The sequence below is a fragment of the Xenophilus sp. genome (assembly GCF_044462705.1).
Classification (GTDB): Bacteria; Pseudomonadota; Gammaproteobacteria; order Burkholderiales; family Burkholderiaceae_C; genus Xenophilus; species Xenophilus azovorans.
Genome location: NZ_JBIQNC010000017.1, coordinates 25,519 through 41,328 on the forward strand (window position 1 = coordinate 25,519; position 15,810 = coordinate 41,328).

Annotated in this window: 13 protein-coding genes and 1 pseudogene; 8 read left to right on the forward strand and 6 right to left on the reverse strand. The window is 68.6% G+C overall.

Translation table 11 applies throughout. The annotated features are described in order from the left end of the window. Positions 1–132: 132 nt before the first annotated feature. The gene (locus ACIY1X_RS05320; protein WP_399678661.1) at positions 133–2,844 is read right to left on the reverse strand and encodes an ATP-binding protein; all 2,712 of its coding nucleotides are present in this window, start codon (positions 2,842–2,844) and stop codon (positions 133–135) included. An 8-nt stretch (positions 2,845–2,852) separates the two neighbouring features. Then, the gene (locus ACIY1X_RS05325) at positions 2,853–3,467 is read right to left on the reverse strand and encodes a TetR-like C-terminal domain-containing protein (RefSeq protein WP_399678662.1); all 615 of its coding nucleotides are present in this window, start codon (positions 3,465–3,467) and stop codon (positions 2,853–2,855) included. A 90-nt stretch (positions 3,468–3,557) separates the two neighbouring features. Between ACIY1X_RS05325 and xdhA the strand changes: the two genes are divergently transcribed. From xdhA to ACIY1X_RS05340, 3 genes are read left to right on the forward strand one after another with little or no spacing between them, the layout of a single operon-like run. Beyond that, entirely contained in the window at positions 3,558–5,030 is a 1,473-nt protein-coding gene (gene xdhA / locus ACIY1X_RS05330) for a xanthine dehydrogenase small subunit (RefSeq protein ID WP_399678665.1), read from the forward strand. Then, a complete protein-coding gene (xdhB, locus tag ACIY1X_RS05335; protein WP_399678667.1) occupies positions 5,027–7,330 on the forward strand; it encodes a xanthine dehydrogenase molybdopterin binding subunit in 2,304 nt (767 codons plus the stop codon). Before xdhA ends, xdhB begins: the two co-directional genes overlap by 4 nt. After that, positions 7,327–7,761 (forward strand): NUDIX hydrolase, encoded by a 435-nt coding sequence (locus ACIY1X_RS05340; protein ID WP_399678670.1) that lies wholly within the window; start codon positions 7,327–7,329, stop codon positions 7,759–7,761. Before xdhB ends, ACIY1X_RS05340 begins: the two co-directional genes overlap by 4 nt. 23 nt (positions 7,762–7,784) lie before the next feature. Here ACIY1X_RS05340 and ACIY1X_RS05345 read toward each other — a convergent pair whose 3' ends face one another. Continuing rightward, entirely contained in the window at positions 7,785–8,072 is a 288-nt protein-coding gene (locus ACIY1X_RS05345; RefSeq protein ID WP_399678672.1) for a hypothetical protein, read from the reverse strand. A 233-nt stretch (positions 8,073–8,305) separates the two neighbouring features. On the opposite strand from ACIY1X_RS05345, the gene ACIY1X_RS05350 reads away from it, so the two are divergent. Beyond that, entirely contained in the window at positions 8,306–8,761 is a 456-nt protein-coding gene (locus ACIY1X_RS05350) for a hypothetical protein (RefSeq protein WP_051953865.1), read from the forward strand. On the opposite strand, the gene ACIY1X_RS05355 is transcribed toward ACIY1X_RS05350, so the two are convergent. Further along, positions 8,728–9,651, reverse strand: a complete 924-nt coding sequence (locus tag ACIY1X_RS05355; RefSeq protein ID WP_399678673.1) for an AraC family transcriptional regulator — start codon at positions 9,649–9,651, stop codon at positions 8,728–8,730. The two genes, ACIY1X_RS05350 and ACIY1X_RS05355, sit on opposite strands and share 34 nt — an antisense overlap. A gap of 103 nt (positions 9,652–9,754) precedes the next feature. Here ACIY1X_RS05355 and ACIY1X_RS05360 point away from each other — a divergent pair, with 103 nt between their 5' ends. The 3 genes from ACIY1X_RS05360 to ACIY1X_RS05370 all read left to right on the forward strand — a co-directional run bounded on the left by ACIY1X_RS05360 (position 9,755) and on the right by ACIY1X_RS05370 (position 13,175). Beyond that, positions 9,755–10,747: an oxidoreductase gene (locus ACIY1X_RS05360; RefSeq protein ID WP_399678675.1), complete on the forward strand. Its 993-nt coding sequence runs from the start codon at positions 9,755–9,757 to the stop codon at positions 10,745–10,747. A gap of 418 nt (positions 10,748–11,165) precedes the next feature. After that, positions 11,166–12,083: an MBL fold metallo-hydrolase gene (locus ACIY1X_RS05365; RefSeq protein WP_399678676.1), complete on the forward strand. Its 918-nt coding sequence runs from the start codon at positions 11,166–11,168 to the stop codon at positions 12,081–12,083. 270 nt (positions 12,084–12,353) lie between these two features. Further along, positions 12,354–13,175, forward strand: a complete 822-nt coding sequence (locus ACIY1X_RS05370; protein WP_399678679.1) for a TM0106 family RecB-like putative nuclease — start codon at positions 12,354–12,356, stop codon at positions 13,173–13,175. A gap of 77 nt (positions 13,176–13,252) precedes the next feature. Here the strand turns inward: ACIY1X_RS05370 and ACIY1X_RS05375 are convergent, their stop codons facing one another. Together ACIY1X_RS05375 and ACIY1X_RS05380 are read right to left on the reverse strand one after the other, a co-directional pair. Next, positions 13,253–14,473: a tyrosine-type recombinase/integrase gene (locus ACIY1X_RS05375; RefSeq protein ID WP_399678682.1), complete on the reverse strand. Its 1,221-nt coding sequence runs from the start codon at positions 14,471–14,473 to the stop codon at positions 13,253–13,255. A 162-nt stretch (positions 14,474–14,635) separates the two neighbouring features. Then, a complete protein-coding gene (locus ACIY1X_RS05380) occupies positions 14,636–14,962 on the reverse strand; it encodes a DciA family protein (protein ID WP_399678684.1) in 327 nt (108 codons plus the stop codon). Positions 14,963–15,142: 180 nt separating this feature from the next. Between ACIY1X_RS05380 and secA the strand changes: the two are divergent. Next, positions 15,143–15,810: pseudogene (gene secA, locus ACIY1X_RS05385) on the forward strand (preprotein translocase subunit SecA); the annotation flags it as partial.

Here is a 15,810-nt window from a genome sequence, read left to right on the forward strand (position 1 = left end):
CTCCGCGGCCTTTGGAACCGCTGCGTGCCAGCCGTTTCATGCGATGCGGGTGGCGCACCCAGAGGCCTGGCAAGGCCAGTTCCTCGGGTGCCCTGAGGGCTTCGCTGCGCTCGCCGACTTGGATCGTCCGGTTCATCGAGGAACGGCGCACGCCAGATCGTCCAAGGCCCGTGCCGCGCGCCATTCCCATGCGCTTGCGCCTTGCGAACGCGCAAGCGCCAGGGCGCGCAGGTAGAGCGCCTCGGCGCCGGCGGCATCGTCCCGCCGCTCTTGGCGCCGCCCGGCGGAGCGGAACACCTCGGCCGTACACCACTGCGCCTCGCCACGCATCGCACGCGCGACCAGGCCGTCATCGATCCATTCGTCGCAGAAGGTGGCGAGCATCTCCCTGCGGGGCCCGTCCAGGGCCGGGAGCCTTGCGCGGACTTCCTCGACATGTGCCGCCCGATCGACGACCTCGTCGAGCTTCAACGCATCGTCGTAGCAGAGCGCCCACTGGTGCCAGTAGGCGAAGCCCCTGGATTCCGTCACCTGCAGCATCCTGTCGATGCAGCCGCGCGCCGCCGTCCGCTCGCCTGCCCAGATGGCCACCGGACAGATCCAGAACAGCGCAACGCACAGGGACAGGGCGTGCCCGAGCGCTTCCGCCTCTTCCCTGCATTGGCGCGCGGTGCGCATGGCGAGATCGCCGTCGCCCCGGATCCAGAGTGTCCTGGCCAGGATGGCCACGGCCGTGGTCCGCGCATCGGGCTGGAACGCGTTGTCGCGATGGCGCCGGGTCGCTTCGTCCACGGCGGCGGCCTCGCGGGCATGCGCCTCGGCGTTCGGGAACGCGCCGCACAAATGGCTGGCGAGCGCCAGCATCCGCTGCGACAGATTCCGCGTCACAGGCTTGTGCGAACGGCCTGCGTGGTCGTTCAGGATTTCGGCGTGCCGCAGCGCCGGCGCGTACTCGCCGCGCGTGATGTTCAGTGCGCAAAGGCCCCATCGGGCCTGAAACTCCAGGGCCGGCACCTGGAACTCCAGTGCGCCGGCAAGCGCCCGCTCGCAGGCCTGCGTCATTTCCGCCAGCGCGCCGCCGGTGTGCCACAGCGCGTTGTAGAGCGCGATCTCCAGCCGGCCGGCCGCCAGGCGGTCGGGCGCCGGCGACCGATGGACATGGTCCAGCGCCGCGCGGATGCACCCCAGGTACTCGCTGACTTCCGACAGGCGGAACCAGAGCGGCGCCGACGCGATCGCGAGCGAAGCGGCCGTTCCGGCATCGGGTTGCCGTACCAGGCAGGTGTCCAGCGCGAATCGCACGTCGTCCAGGCGGTAGGCGTACCGGTCGCTCCATGCGTGCTCCGTCAGTTCCTGCAGGTCCTCCGTCGCCGCCTTCATCAGGTCGAGCATGAACGCCGCATGCTGCTGCAGCAACGAGGGACGTTCATCGCTGCGCGCAAGCAGCTCGGCGGCGTAGCTGCGCGTCGTGTCGAGCAGGCGGTAGGGCGCGACGGTGTCGCTGCCGTCGAAGAAGACCAGCGACTTGTTGACCAGCGAGACCAGCGCATCGAATGCCGCCTCCTGGTTCATGTCGCCGGCGGTGACGCCGAGCGCGGATGCGACGTCGAAGCGGCCCCGGAAGACCGACAGCCGGCGGAAGACCCGAAGTTCCGCATCGTCCAGCAGGGCAACACTCCAGTCCAGGGCCGCCGCCAGCGTCCGGTGCCGCGGGAGGGCGGCGCGACTGTCGAGGGCGTAGAGCCGCAGGTGGCTGTCCAGCCGGCGCGCCAGGTCCTCGATGGACTGGACGCCCAGGCGTGCCGCCACCAGTTCGATGGCCAGGGGGATGCCGTCGACCTGCCGCGAGATCGCCGCCAGCAGGGGGCCGTGCGAATCCACGAAACCGCCCGCGCCCGCAGCCCTCGCCCGCTCGACGAGCAGTTCGACGGCGGGCCAGCGCATGGCTTCGGAGAGAGAGAGGCACTGCGCATCCGGTATCGCGAGCGCGGACAGCCTGAGGACGTATTCGCCGGGCACGCGCAGCGGTTCGCGGCTGGTCGCGAGGATGCGCAGCCGAGGCAATGCCGACAGCAGGCCGGCGACCGGCGGCGCCAGCGAATCCACCACGTGCTCGCAGTTGTCGATCAGCAAGAGCACGTCCCGGCCCGCCAGGCATTGCGTCATGGCGCCGAGGGCATCGGGAAGGTCGGCGGGCGCACCCACCGCACGCGCGATGGTGCCGAGCACGTGGTCCCGGGAGATCAGCGGGGCGAGATCGACGAAGGCGACCTGGGCGCCATGCGTCAGCTGGTAGCGCTCGACGGCATGGATCGCGACGCTGGTCTTGCCGATGCCGCCCGTGCCGGCGATCGTGACCAGCCGCTGGCTTTCGAGCGATGCGAGCACGTCTTCCACGTCCGCCTCCCGACCCACGAGCCCGGACAGCCGCACCGGCAGCCTTGCGAACGAAGGGGGAGCCGACCGCGGCGGGGCGCCGGGCGATGCATCGGGTACCTCGCGGCGGACCCGCCCGTTGAAGCGATAGCCCCGCAAGGGAACGGTGGTGATCCATTCCGCGCAACCGTCGCCATCGTCCGGCCTGCCCAGGGCCTTCCGGAGCGTGGACATGTGAACGCGCACGCTCCCGTCCTCGACCACGACGCCGGCCCAGACCGTGGAGAGAAGCTCGTCCTTGCTGACGAACTGCCCGGCACGCTGGAGCAGCAGGAGCAACAGGTCGAAGGAGCGCGGCCCGAGCCGCACCGCCTGCCCGTCGCGCTCGAGCCGGCGCTGCGTCTCCCGGAGGGTGAAGTCTCCGAAATGCCAGCGAACGTCGAGCGCTTCTTCGGGTCGTGCTCGCATGACGGGCCCTAGGGGAGGGGTGCCGAGGCGCCGGAGAAGACCTGCTTCACGAGCACCTCGACGTAGGCCCCCGAGATTTCGGCGTACGGAATCATCAGCCTGTAGTAGACGGCGCCGAAGAGGGTGTCGATGAGCACGTCCTCGTCGACGTCGTCGCGCAGTTGCCCGAGCGCCTTCGCTTCGGCGATCACCGCCTTCGCCTGCTCGCGCCGTGGCGCGATCCACTGGTTCCAGAACGCCTTCTGCAGCTCGGCATCGCTCTGCGCGGCGCCCAGCAGGTGACGGAGCAGATCGCCTCGCGGCCCGCGCAACGCCCGCGCCAGCTCCTTGATGGCGGCGACGAATGTCGCACGCACGTCGGCCTTGCGCCGGTAGCGGATCAACGGCGATACCTCGTCCAGGAACGCGTCCATCACGATGGCGGCTGCATTCGGCCAGCGGCGGTAGAGGGTGGTCTTCGCCACGCCGCTGCGCTCACTGATACGTACCGCCGTGGCATGGTGGACGCCCCCTTCGTACGCCAGCGCCAGCGCTGCCGCCCGGACGGCCTTGGTGGCATCGGCGCTGCGTGGCCGGCCCAGCGTGGGCTCGTTGGGCTCGGTGCAATCCTGACGATCCGGCATGGCGATGCTGCTTTTGACTTTACGGAACACAGTGTAGCGAATATATTTAAGCTACACACTGTTTCGAAATGAAATCGAAAGGCCAGGCCAATGCATTCCGCAAGCATCATCTACGGCCATGACGGGCGCATCGTCCACGCCGGATGGAAGGGCAATGCGCACACGCTGCTGCAGCACCTTCGCGAAGAGCGGCGGCTGACCGGCACCAAGGAAGGATGCGCCGAAGGGGATTGCGGCGCCTGCCTGGTCCTGCTCGGGGAGTTCACGTCTTCCCGCGACAGCGTGCGCTGGCGCAGCGTCAACGCATGCTTCCTTCCGCTGAGCGCCGTTCACGGAAGGCTGCTGGTGACGGTCGAGAGCATCGGGTGCCCGTCCGCCCTGCACCCGGTACAGGCTGCGATGGTCGAGGAGCATGCCTCGCAGTGCGGCTTCTGCACGCCCGGCTTCGTGGTCAGCCTCTACGAGCACTACCTGCGGCACCCTCAGCCCACGCCGGTCGAACAGGTCCATCGCCAGCTCAGCGGCAACCTGTGCCGATGTACCGGCTACGCGCCGATCCTGCGCGCCGCCCGGTCCATGTACCGCCTGCCGCGGATCGCACGCGACGCGGCGGCCGATGCATCGCTGCTGCAGCGCGTGCGAACGCTCGTCGACGCCGCGCCGCGGGTGCTCGAAAGCCACGGGGAGACCGTGATGTTCCCCGCCAGCAGTGACGAACTCGCCGCGCAGCGGCAGGCGCATCCCGAGGCCGTGCTGCTCGGCGGCGGCACCGATGTCGGCCTGTGGGTGACGAAGCAGCTGCGCGCGCTGCCGAAGGTGATCCACCTTGCCGGTGTCGGCGACCTGCGGGGCGTCGTCCGGACCGGCCATGGCCTGCGCATCGGTGCGGCGCTGCCGCTCGAGGACGCTGCCGAGGCGCTGGCGCGCGACTTTCCCGAGCTGGCGGAGCTATGGCAGCGCTTCGCGTCGCCGCCTGTGCGCCACGTCGCCACGCTGGGCGGCAACATCGCCAACGGCTCGCCCATCGGCGACTCGATGCCGGTGCTGATGGCGTTCGGCGCGCGCCTGCTGCTGCGCGGCGCCGCCGGGCGCCGGGCCATGGCGATCGAAGACTTCTACCTCGGCTACCAGCGCACCGCGCTGCGGCCGGACGAGTTCATCGAGGCGATCGACGTACCGGCGCGAGGAAACAACCTGTTCGTGCGTGCCTACAAGGTCTCGAAGCGGCGTGACGACGACATCTCGGCGGTCAGCATGGCGCTCGCGCTGCGGCTGGACGGCGACGGTTGCGTCACCGCCGCGAGGATCGCACTGGGCGGCATGGCGGCGACGCCCAAGCGAGCGCGGGGGGTGGAGGCCGCCTTGCGCGGCCGCACGCTCGACGCGGCCGCCATGACCTCGTCCGCTGCCGCGCTGGCCGACGATTTCACACCTTTGTCCGATCACCGCGCCAGCGCCGGGTACCGCATGCGCGTGGCCGGCAACCTCCTGCTGCGCGCGGCGCTGGAGTTCGAGGGCACGGAGCGTGCCCGCCTCGAATGCCAGGAAGAGGCCGAGCCATGACCGCCGCCATCGACGCCGCGGGATCGCGTGTCGGCGACGCCCGGGCACACGACAGTGCCCACATGCACGTCGCCGGGCTGGCGCCTTACACCGACGACCTGCCCGAGACGCAGGGCACAGCACACGCCGCCATCGGCTTCGCGCCTGTGGCCAGTGGGCGCATCCTGGCGCTCGATCTTTCGAGGGTGCGCGCGCACCCCGGTGTCCTGCGCGTGCTCACGGCCGACGACATCCCGGGATCGAATCTCCACGGCATCATCGTCAGGGACGAATGCCTGCTGGCCCACGAGAATGTCTCGTACTGGGGGCAGCCGTTGTTTCTCGTCGTCGCCGAAACCCGCGTGGCGGCGCGCCGCGCCGCGCGCCTGGCCAAGGTGGAGACAGCGCTGCTGCCGGCCGTTGTCGACGCAACGGCTGCACGCAAAAAGGGGATGGAGGCGGTTCCCGCGCGTGTTGCAAGCAGCGGCGATGTCATAAATGCGCTCGCGCACGCGTCCATGGTTTCCACCGGATGCGTCGACATAGGCGGCCAGGAGCACTTTTATCTGGAGGGGCAGATCGCCTATGCCCTGCCGGCGGAAGACGGCCGCGTGGTCGTGCATTGCGCCACTCAGCACCCGAGCGAGGTGCAGCAGATCGTCGCCCGGACCCTGGGGTGGCCCTTGGGCCGGGTCAACGTGCAATGCCGGCGCATGGGCGGCGCCTTCGGCGGCAAGGAGTCGCAGTGCTATGTCTTCGCGGCCCTGGCCGCCCTGGCGGCTGCGGCGCTGGGCCGCCCCGTGAAGCTGCGGCCCGATCGCGACGACGATTTCATGATCACCGGCAAGCGCCACGATTTCCGCATCGGCTGGCAGGTGGCGGTGGACGATGCGGGCCGGCTCACTGCCGCCTCCTTCGACCACCTCGTGCGCTGCGGCTGGTCGGCCGACTATTCCGGGGCCGTTGCGGACCGCGCGGTCTTTCACGCGACCAATGCGTACTTCGTGCCCCACTTCCATTGCACGTCGTTCCGCGCCCGCACCCACACCCAATCGGCCACCGCCTTCCGGGGGTTCGGCGGGCCGCAGGGGGTGCTCGGCATGGAAGCGGCCATGCAGGACCTGGCGCTGAAGCTGGGGATCGATGCGCTCGATCTGCGCAAGCGCAACCTGCTGGCGCAGGGCGAGAGAGCCCGCCTGCACTACGGCTTCGTGCTCGAGGACAACGTGCTGCCCGCACTGGTGGATCGACTCGAGCAGGACTGCAGCTACCGGGCGCGCCGGCAGGCCGTCGAGGCGTTCAACGGCGGCAGCCGCTGGATCCGCCGCGGCCTTGCGCTGGTGCCGGCGGTGTTCGGCGTGGGCTTCGGCGCCACCTGCCTCAACCAGGCCGGCGCGCTGGTCCAGATCTACGTCGACGGAACCGTCAGCGTGAACCACGGCGGTACCGAGATGGGGCAGGGACTCCACACCAAGATCGCACAGATCGTCTCGCACGAACTGGGGCTGCGCGCCGGCGACGTGTTCGTGACCGCCACCGATACGGCGAAGGTGCCCAACACCGTGTCTACCGCCGCCAGCAGCGGCACCGACCTGAACGGCATGGCCGCCTTCAACGCCGCGCGGGAGCTGCGGCAGCGTCTCACGCGGGTTGCGGCAGCGCTGTGGAACTGCACGCCGGCCGAGGTGTGGTTCGCGCACGGCCGGGCCCGATGCGGCGGCCGCGGCATGGCCTTCGCCGAACTGTGCGGGCACGCCTTCGCGATGCAGGTGTCCTTGTCGGCGACGGGCTACTACCGCGTTCCCAAGGTCGCATACGACTTCGACGCGTTCAAGGGCCGCCCGTTCTACTACTACACCTATGGCGCGGCCTGCAGCGAAGTGAGCATCGACCTGCTCACCGGCGAACTCCAGGTGGAGCGGGTCGACATCCTGCAGGACGTCGGGCGTTCGCTCAACCCGGCGCTCGACCGCGGCCAGGTCGAAGGCGGCTTCGTCCAGGGCATGGGCTGGCTCACCACCGAGGAACTGGCCTGGCGCGACGACGGGTACCTGCTGACCCACGCCCCCCAGACCTACAAGATACCGACCTCGCGTGACGTGCCGACGGACTTCCGCGTTGCGTTCTTCGAGAACGAGAACGCCGAGGACACCGTGCACCGCTCCAAGGCCGTCGGCGAGCCTCCGCTGCAGTTGGCCGTGTCCGTGTGGCTTGCCATATGGGACGCGGTCGCCTCCGCAGGCGGCCATGCCAAGGCGCCTGCGCTGCGTGCGCCCGCCACGCCCGAGGCCATCCTCGACGCCCTCGAAAGCATTCGATGAACGTGAATTCCACAAGCAGTGTGCCGCTCGAGACCGTTCTCGGCGTCGGCGTGGCGATCCGGCGGGACGGACGCTACCTGCTCGGACTGCGGCGCAGCGCTTTGGGGCGCGGCACCTGGGGGTTTCCGGGAGGCCATCTGGAGCCCGGCGAAGATCCGTTCGCGTGCGCGGCGCGCGAACTCCTCGAAGAGACGGGCCTGCACCTGTCGAATGCCCGGGCCGAGGGCTGGTTCAGCCATGTGGACGGCGGGCGGCGCTACCTCACGCTGTACGTCTGCGGCGATGCCGGCGGCGACGCGCAGCTCAGGGAGCCGTCGAAGTGCGCGGGCTGGCAGTGGCTGCGGCGGGACGAATGCCCGGGGCCGCTGTTCGCCCCCACCGCCGGCTACTTCGCCTGCGCCTCATCGGCATCGAGGCAGGCACCTGGATGAGGCGCTGCCCGCAGCGCCCATGCTCATCGGGCGAACCACTGCCACCCGCACTGGCCGGGCAGCGGGGCGACGCGCACGAGGTGTCCGATCGCCTGAACCCTCTCCGATCGCGCCGCGCCGGCCGCGGGCGCGGCGTTGACGGAGGCGGGCGTGCCCTGCGGGCATGCCAGGCGCCGCACGAGGCCGGCGCAGTCCAGTGCGAAATGCCGGCCGAGCTGCGCGTGCCGTTGCAGCAGGCGCGTCCTCTGGTAGCCGTGCCATGCCTCGTCGTCCAGGACCTGGACGGGCCTGCCAATCCTCTGCGTGACCATGGCGCGCTCCTTTCGTTGGAAACGGGTGCCTGTGTTCAGCGGCATCGTAGAAAGAGCCCGGCCGCAGCGGTAGATCGCAGGGATGCGACACGGTGGTGAGCCATCGGCACCGTGGGCGTTCGCACCTTGTCCGTCCGGGCAACGGTGTTTGTCCGAAGCCGGTCTACCCAACGGCGGCGCCCGCCGCCAGATTCGAGGCTCCGGTCCTCGCGGCCATTCCAGGAGATTCAAAAGTGAACACCACCGTCAACCCCGAGATTTCCGCCTTCATCGACGAACTTGCGGAGACAGGCAGCCACTACCGCATGGAGCAGATGGAGCGCCTGTACACCGAAGACCTCGGCTTCCTGGTGCTGACCCCGCAGGGCGAGGTCGCGCGCTTCTCGAAGGCCGAGATGATGGCCGAGTTCCGCAGCCGCCGGGATGCCGGCGAGCCGCCCCTGTCGACCGAGAAGCGCATCCTCCACGTCGAGGAGCAGGGCGATACCGCCACCGCCATCCTGTACCGGCGCATGAGCGAGCGGGCGGACGCGGCACTGTACGAGCTGCGCCTGAGAAAGGTCGACGGCCGGTGGCTGGTCTCGGGAGAGACCGTCCTGCCGTGGCCGGACCTGGCGAGCGCCCGCGGCTTCCTGCCTCCGCGTGCCGATGCGGCTCAGGCGGGCGTGCCGGGCCGCCGGGGCGCGTAGGTCCGCGGCGCGCAGCCGAACACGCGCTTGAAGGCGCTGCCGAAGGCGCTTTCGGACGAGTAGCCGAGCGCCTGCGAGATGGCGGCCACCGGCTTGCGCTGCTGCCGCAGGTCGCGCGCGGCGATGTGCATGCGCAGCGTCAGCACGTAGTCGAGCGGCGGGCGTCCCACGACCTTCCTGAAGCGAAGGGCGAAGCCCGAGCGGGACAGCCGCGCGATCGCGGCCAGCTCGGGCAGCGTCCACCGCCGCAGCGGCTCGCCGTGCAGTGCCTCGAGGACGCGGCCGATCCGCTCGTCCGCCAGGGCGGACAGCCAGCCCGCCGGCACGCCGCCGGGCGATGCGAGCTGCATGCGCATCAGCTCGACGAAGATCATGTGCATCGCATGCGTGGCCTGGGTGCGGCTGCCCGGGCCACCTGCTTGCAGTTCGTGCACGAACTGCGAGAGCAGCCAGCGGGCCGTCTGCGCGGCCGTGGACGAGGCGGGCAGGTGGATGAGCGCGGGCAGGGCGCCGACCAGCAGGCCGGCCGACGCCGGCGCCAGGACCATCCTGCCGCCGGCCACCGAGAAGTCCTTCCCCGACCCGATGCGGGCGCTGCCGCCCTCCGGCGCGCCGGCGAAGACCTCGGCGGCGTCGCGCGGCGGCACGTCCGGCGCGCTGGCGAGGACGAACGGTGCGCCCCCGCCGAGCATGAAGCAGTCGCCGGCCGCCAGGGGCACCGCGGCGGCCCCCTCGGGCACCAGCCAGGCGCTGCCCTGCAGGACGACGTTGAACTTGAGGCCTTCGTACCGGCCGACGCGAACGCCCCAGCGCTCCCCTGCGCAAAGGCCTGTGGACAGCTCGCACCGGGCATCGAGCAGCGACAGGGTATCCGAGAGCGGATCGGCCATGAGTGGATTATCTCGACATGAATCGAGCAGAACGAGGCTTCCACGTCCAGTCTTGCGGGTTCACAGTGACGGCACCGGTCTCATCACCTCTTTTTTTCTTGCCATGCACACGACGATCTTTCCCCAGGCACCGATTGCCTCGCCCTTCCATGCCGCCAGCACTGCCGCCGATGTCATGGCCGACATCCGCCTGGACGGAAAGCACGCCATCGTCACGGGCGGCTACTCGGGGCTGGGCCTGGAGATGGTGCGCTCGCTGGCCCGCGCCGGTGCGCAGGTGACCGTGCCGGCGCGGGACCTCGCGCGGGCACGCCAGGCGCTCGATGACGAGCCGAACGTCGTCGTGGACGCCATGGACCTCGCCGACCCCGCTTCCATCGAAGCCTTTGCCGGGCGCTGTCTGGCGATGCGGCGGCCGCTGCACCTGCTGATCAACAGCGCGGGCGTCATGGCGACGCCCTTCGCCCGCGACCCGCGCGGCGTGGAATGGCAGTTCGCCGTGAATCACCTGGGCCACTTCCGGCTGACGGCAGCCCTTTGGCCGGCCCTGCTGGAGGCAGGCGACGCGCGCGTCGTCTCGATGTCGTCCCGCGGGCATCAACTGGCGCCGGTGGATTTCGACGACGTCTCGTTCGTGCGGCGGCCGTACGACAAGTGGATCGCCTACGGGCAGTCGAAGACGGCCAATGCGCTGTTCGCCGTCGGCCTCGATCGGCGGGGTCGCGTGGCGGGCGTGCGAGCGTTCTCGGTCCATCCGGGCTCGGTGCTGGGCCCCCTGGCGCGGCACCTGACGCTGGAAGAGATCGCCGCCTTCGGCGTGCACGATGCGGACGGCGGGCTCGTCGTGGCGCCGGAGCGCGACCTGAAGACGCCCGCCCAGGGGGCGGCAACCGCCCTCTGGTGCGCGATCAGTCCCTTGTTGCAGGGAGTGGGGGGCTTGTACTGCGAGGACTGCAATATCGCGCGCCTGGCCGAGGACGGGGAGACCGGGCGATCGGGCGTTCGAACCTGGGCGATGGACCACATCCAGGCCGAGCGTCTGTGGGCTCTGAGCGAGCAGCTTGCCGGGAAATTCGAAGCACGACCGCTCACGTGATGGCGGTCAGCGAGATGGTCGCCCGCGTCTGAGCTGTGCCATCTGTCAATGCCATGGGCCGCCGATGCCGGGTTTGCTTCCTCGGGGCACAGGGGGGGCGGGGCTCAGGGGCCATGGTACGAATCGCCCGCCTTGCTGCCAGGCAGGAAGGAGCGCTGTGGCGTCATTCCTCCCCCTTCGCGGTGCGTCCTTGAAACGAGGGCGACCCACTTCTTGCGGAGGCGATTGGTGTGCATCCGGCAACGGTGTGCAGCCCCAGGCAGATCTACCAGCCCAGACCCTGGATGCCTACGCTTCATGTCGTCCGGCCTTTCGCCGTGATTGGTGCCCGACAGCCCCTGAGGCAGGAGGGCGATCCCGACCCGTTGCCAGCCGCTTCCGGCCCCGGTGGCTGGGCCATCACTTTGGAGATTCCACAATGCCTTCAGTAGCCAATCCCCCCCAACAGACGACCCCGCAGGCCGATGACCTGGTCCCGTCCCGCTATGCGCTGCAGATCGGCAAGATCGACGCGCTGGTGGTCAGCGACGGGGTGCTTCCGCTGCCGACGTCCACCATGGCCACCAACGTGGATCCGGCCGACCTCGCGCAATGGCTCGACCACATGTTCATGCCGCCGGACAAGTTCGACTGGCCGCTCAATGTCATGGTCGCTCGAAGTGGAGACCAGACCATCCTCATTGACGCCGGGCTGGGAGGCCAGTTCTCGGGCTTTCCGCGCGCCGGACAGTTTCCCCGGCGGCTGGAAGCCGCAGGCATCAGGCTCGAGGACGTGACCGATGTGATCATCACCCACATGCACATGGATCATGTGGGCGGGCTCTTGGTCCCCGAAGTCAGGGATCGGCTGCGCCCGGACGTGCGCATCCACGTTGCCGCTGCCGAGGTGGAGTTCTGGACGGCGCCTGATTTCTCCCAGACCGTCATGCCGAATCCGGTGCCTCCCGTGCTCCGGACGACCGCGACCAGCTTCCACGACGAGTATCGCGATCGACTTCGGATCTTCAAGGACAAGCACGAGGTTGCACCAGGTGTGTTCGTTCGCCTCACGGGTGGCCATACGCCGGGGCACAGCGTGGTCGAATTGGTGTCTGAAGGGGAGCGGCTCCTCTTCGCCGGCGATGCCATGTTCCCGGTCGGGTTCGATCACCCCGACTGGCAGAACGGTTTCGAACACGACCCTGAGGAATCAACACGTGTTCGAGTTGGCCTCTTCCGAGAGCTTGCGGAGAACCGTGGGTTGCTGGTGGCCGCACACCTTCCATTCCCATCCGTCGGCCGTGTCGCGGTTGATGGGGACGCTTTCCGCTGGGTGCCGGTCATCTGGGACTACTGATTGCATCCTTCTTTCTCTATCAGTGCAAGCATCGGCATCTCCTCGAAACTGACGCTGCCGGCTGCTTCGGCAGCAAGGCATTTTCAAGGACGAGGTGCTGGTGCATCTTGGCCTGTGGTGGCATCAACCACTCTGGCTGTTCGATGCCCCGGCGCTCGCCGTCGGGGTCGCGGGCAGCGCCCCGCGGCGCGTGCCGAATCGTGACCATGCGGCTTTGATTCCCCGGACGTCTCGCACCTGTGGTGCTGCGCCCTGGACTTTCAGGAGACCATGCCGATCAGCAGAAGCAAGGGCACGCTGGACTTTCATCTGTTGTTCTACATGAGCTACCCGGGCGCCCACGTCTATCACTATGCCAAGTACGAGGAAACCGCCCTCAAGAAGCTGATGACGCTGCATGCGAAGCGCGAGGCCGAGGTGGACAACTGGCTGCGCCGCGGCGTGCTCGTCGACCTGTATCAGGTAGTGCGCGAAGGCATCATGGTTTCGGAGCCGCGCTACTCCATCAAGAACATCGAGCACTTCTACTTGGAGGCGCGCGAGGGCGACGTCACCAACGCCGGCGCCAGCATCGTCTGGTACGAGCGCTGGAAGGAAACCGGCGAGCCAGCGCTACTGGAGTCCATCGAGAAATATAACGAGGACGACGTTCGCTCCACCCAGGAGCTGCGCGACTCGCTTCTGAAGCTGCGGCCAGCTGACCTACCGTGGGCCGCACCTCGCATCCCTGCCGGCGGCGCAAGCAGTAGCGCCACCACGTCGGAGCCCCTGACGGAGGCCGAAGCACGCCTCATCCCCTATCGGCGAGCCTTGGTTGAGCCGCTGCCCGAGGACCGGCTGACTTGGACCGCAGATGAGGCGGCACGCGAACTCACCTATCAGCTTCTGGACTTTCATCGCCGGGCCGACAAGCCCGACTATTGGGCGATGTTCCAGCGCATGGAACTGTCGGAGAACGAGTTGCTGGAGGATCCTGAGTGCCTGGCCGGCTTGGTGGCGGATCCCGACTTTCCGCCGCAGGCGGTGAAGAAGTCCACCGTCTACGAGCGTCTTGGACTGCCACTGGCAGCGCCTGTCCAGATGGCTGCGTGAGCTTCCGAGGCTGTTTCGCTGACCAAGTGTGGCGGTTCTACCGGAGGCATGCTGATCGGCGCGTGGCTTGCCAGTATTTAGGCAGCCTTCTTGCCGAGCGACACCACATTGTTGCCGGTCTCCAGTGAAGTCACCAGCGCACCCCAGTCATCCATGATCTTGCGGCGCTCGTCCAAGTGTTCGCTGCGAGCGTAGGCGGCCACCACCTTCGAGCGCTCGGCGTGGTCGAGCTGGCGTTCCAGCGCGGCCACGCTCCAGCCCCGTTCGGAAAGCAGGCTGCGCGCAGAGGCACGGAAGCCGTGCAGGGTCTGCCGGCCTTGGTAGCCCATCCGCACCAGCATGCGGCCTATGGTGTTCTCGCTCATGAACCCATCCGCGCCGTTGGCGTTGGGGAAGACGCTCGGGGTGTCGCCCGTGAGTGCCTGAATGTCGCGCAGCGTGTCGATAGCGGCCTGAGACAGCGGCACGACGTGGGCCTGATTCAACCCCTTGCCCATCTTCATCCGCGCGGCGGGGATGCGCCATTCGCAAGCCTCGAAGTCGATTTCCTCCCATTGTGCATGCCGTAGCTCCTGCGAGCGCACGAAGGTGAGTAGGGCCATGCGCGTGGCCAGGAGGGTCAACTTGTCCGCCGCTTGGTAGTCTTTCAGGTCGCGCAGAAATTCGCCGAACTGGCGGCGGTCGGTGAGGGCGGGCCGATGCTTCACTTCGGGCGCGACGATGGCGCGCACCAGATCGCCCGCCGGGTTGTAGGTGGCTCGGCCCGTCGCGATGGCATAGCGGAAGATTTGCCCGCAAAACTCGCGCAGGCGCGTTGCCGTGTAGCCGGCGCCCCGCGACTCGACTTTGCGCAGCATCGCGAGCAACTCGGGGGCGGTGACCGCCGACACCGGCCGATTGCCGATGGCGGGGAACACGTCCGCCTCCAGGTGCTTCATGGTCTTGGTTGCCGTGATCTCGGCCCAGCGCTTCGCATTGGCCTTGTGCCACTCCAAGGCTACCGCCTTGAAGCTGTTGGCTGCTTCCACGGCGACGCGGGCTTTCTCCTCCTTGCGCGCTTCGCCGGGGTCTTCGCCACGCCCCAGGACTTGCTTGGCCGCCTCGCGCTTCTCCCGTGCCTCTTTCAAGCTCACCGTGGGGTAGACCCCGAAGGCCAGGCGCTTTTCCTTGCCGCCGTGGCGGTACTTCAGGCGCCAGTAGCGGCCACCAGCCGCCGTAACTTCAAGGTACAAGCCGCCGCCGTCGGCATGCTTGCCGGGCGTGGTAAGGTTTCGCAGCTTCGCGTCAGTCAGTTTCATGGCATCCCGTTGAGCGTGGGGGCACAATTGGGGGCACATTCTGCCCCCGACCTGACGATTTCAAGCATTCATGCGGGTTTGCGGGCTATGTTCCAGTCCGACAAGCCACACATCCAGGCCCGGACGCGTCCATGACCGCCCGGGCTTTTTTGCGCTCCCGGCTCAGGCGCGGCCGCGCACCTTGATCCGCAGCGCGTCGATGCCGAAGCCCTGGCTGCGCAGGTGCGCGAGCAGCATCGGCGTCATCTGCCGCAGCTTGGCGGCCGTCGCGCTGCCGTCCACCAGCAGGCACCAGCGGCCTTCCTCGACCGGCCCGGCCTGGACGCCGGCGCGCAGGCCGGGCGGCAGCAGCGGGCGGATGGCCTGCAGGCAGGCCTGGGCTTCGCGCACGCGGGCCATCAGCCCGGACAGCGTCGGCGACGATTCGGCGGCCTCGTGCAGGCTCAGGGCAGGCGGGCGGCGGGGCGAAAGCAGGGGGCGGGATGCCATGGAAGGCCGATGTCTAAAATGACGGGTTCGCCGGCTGCACCGCCGGCAACGGCCCGACGACGCGGTGGCCTTTCGGATGACACCGAAGGCGGCGGCGCTGCGGCCCGTCTCATTCACCTTATCTTAGGCTTTTCGACCTGCCGTGCCGCTCGATGCGGCGCACGCGCCGATCCAGCATTCATGGCCACCAATCTCCTGACCCGACTGTTCGGCAGTCGAAACGACCGTCTCCTCAAGCAGTATCGCAAGGCGGTCGAGCGGATCAATGCGCTCGAGCCCTCCTTCGAGCAGCTCAGCGACGAGGCGCTGCGCGCCAAGACGCAGGAGTTCCGGGACCGGCTGGCCAAGGGCGAGCAGCTGGACGACCTGCTGGTCGAGGCCTTCGCCACGGTGCGCGAGGGTTCCAAGCGCGTCATGAAGATGCGCCACTTCGACGTGCAGCTGCTGGGCGGCATGGCGCTGCACTACGGCAAGATCGCCGAGATGCGCACCGGCGAGGGCAAGACGCTCACGGCCACGCTGCCCGTGTACCTGAATGCGCTCACCGGCAAGGGCGTGCACGTGGTGACGGTGAACGACTACCTGGCCAGCCGCGACGCGACCTGGATGGGGCGCCTGTACAACTTCCTCGGCCTGACGGTGGGCATCAACCTGCCCAACATGCCGCGCGAGGAGAAGCAGGCCGCCTACGGTTCCGACATCACCTACGGCACCAACAACGAGTACGGCTTCGACTACCTGCGCGACAACATGGTGTACGAGCCGGTCGACCGCGTGCAGCGCGGCCTGAACTACGCCATCGTCGACGAGGTGGACTCGATCCTGATCGACGAGGCGCGCACGCCGCT

Coding starts and splice junctions, on each gene's coding strand:
- ACIY1X_RS05375 (WP_399678682.1), bottom strand. CDS start 14,473: ATGAAACTGACTGACGCGAAGCTGCGAAACCTTACCACGCCCGGCAAG.
- ACIY1X_RS05365 (WP_399678676.1), top strand. CDS start 11,166: ATGCCTTCAGTAGCCAATCCCCCCCAACAGACGACCCCGCAGGCCGAT.
- ACIY1X_RS05360 (WP_399678675.1), top strand. CDS start 9,755: ATGCACACGACGATCTTTCCCCAGGCACCGATTGCCTCGCCCTTCCAT.
- ACIY1X_RS05340 (WP_399678670.1), top strand. CDS start 7,327: ATGAACGTGAATTCCACAAGCAGTGTGCCGCTCGAGACCGTTCTCGGC.
- xdhB (WP_399678667.1), top strand. CDS start 5,027: ATGACCGCCGCCATCGACGCCGCGGGATCGCGTGTCGGCGACGCCCGG.
- ACIY1X_RS05370 (WP_399678679.1), top strand. CDS start 12,354: ATGCCGATCAGCAGAAGCAAGGGCACGCTGGACTTTCATCTGTTGTTC.
- ACIY1X_RS05325 (WP_399678662.1), bottom strand. CDS start 3,467: ATGCCGGATCGTCAGGATTGCACCGAGCCCAACGAGCCCACGCTGGGC.
- ACIY1X_RS05320 (WP_399678661.1), bottom strand. CDS start 2,844: ATGCGAGCACGACCCGAAGAAGCGCTCGACGTTCGCTGGCATTTCGGA.
- xdhA (WP_399678665.1), top strand. CDS start 3,558: ATGCATTCCGCAAGCATCATCTACGGCCATGACGGGCGCATCGTCCAC.
- ACIY1X_RS05355 (WP_399678673.1), bottom strand. CDS start 9,651: ATGGCCGATCCGCTCTCGGATACCCTGTCGCTGCTCGATGCCCGGTGC.
- ACIY1X_RS05345 (WP_399678672.1), bottom strand. CDS start 8,072: ATGGTCACGCAGAGGATTGGCAGGCCCGTCCAGGTCCTGGACGACGAG.
- ACIY1X_RS05380 (WP_399678684.1), bottom strand. CDS start 14,962: ATGGCATCCCGCCCCCTGCTTTCGCCCCGCCGCCCGCCTGCCCTGAGC.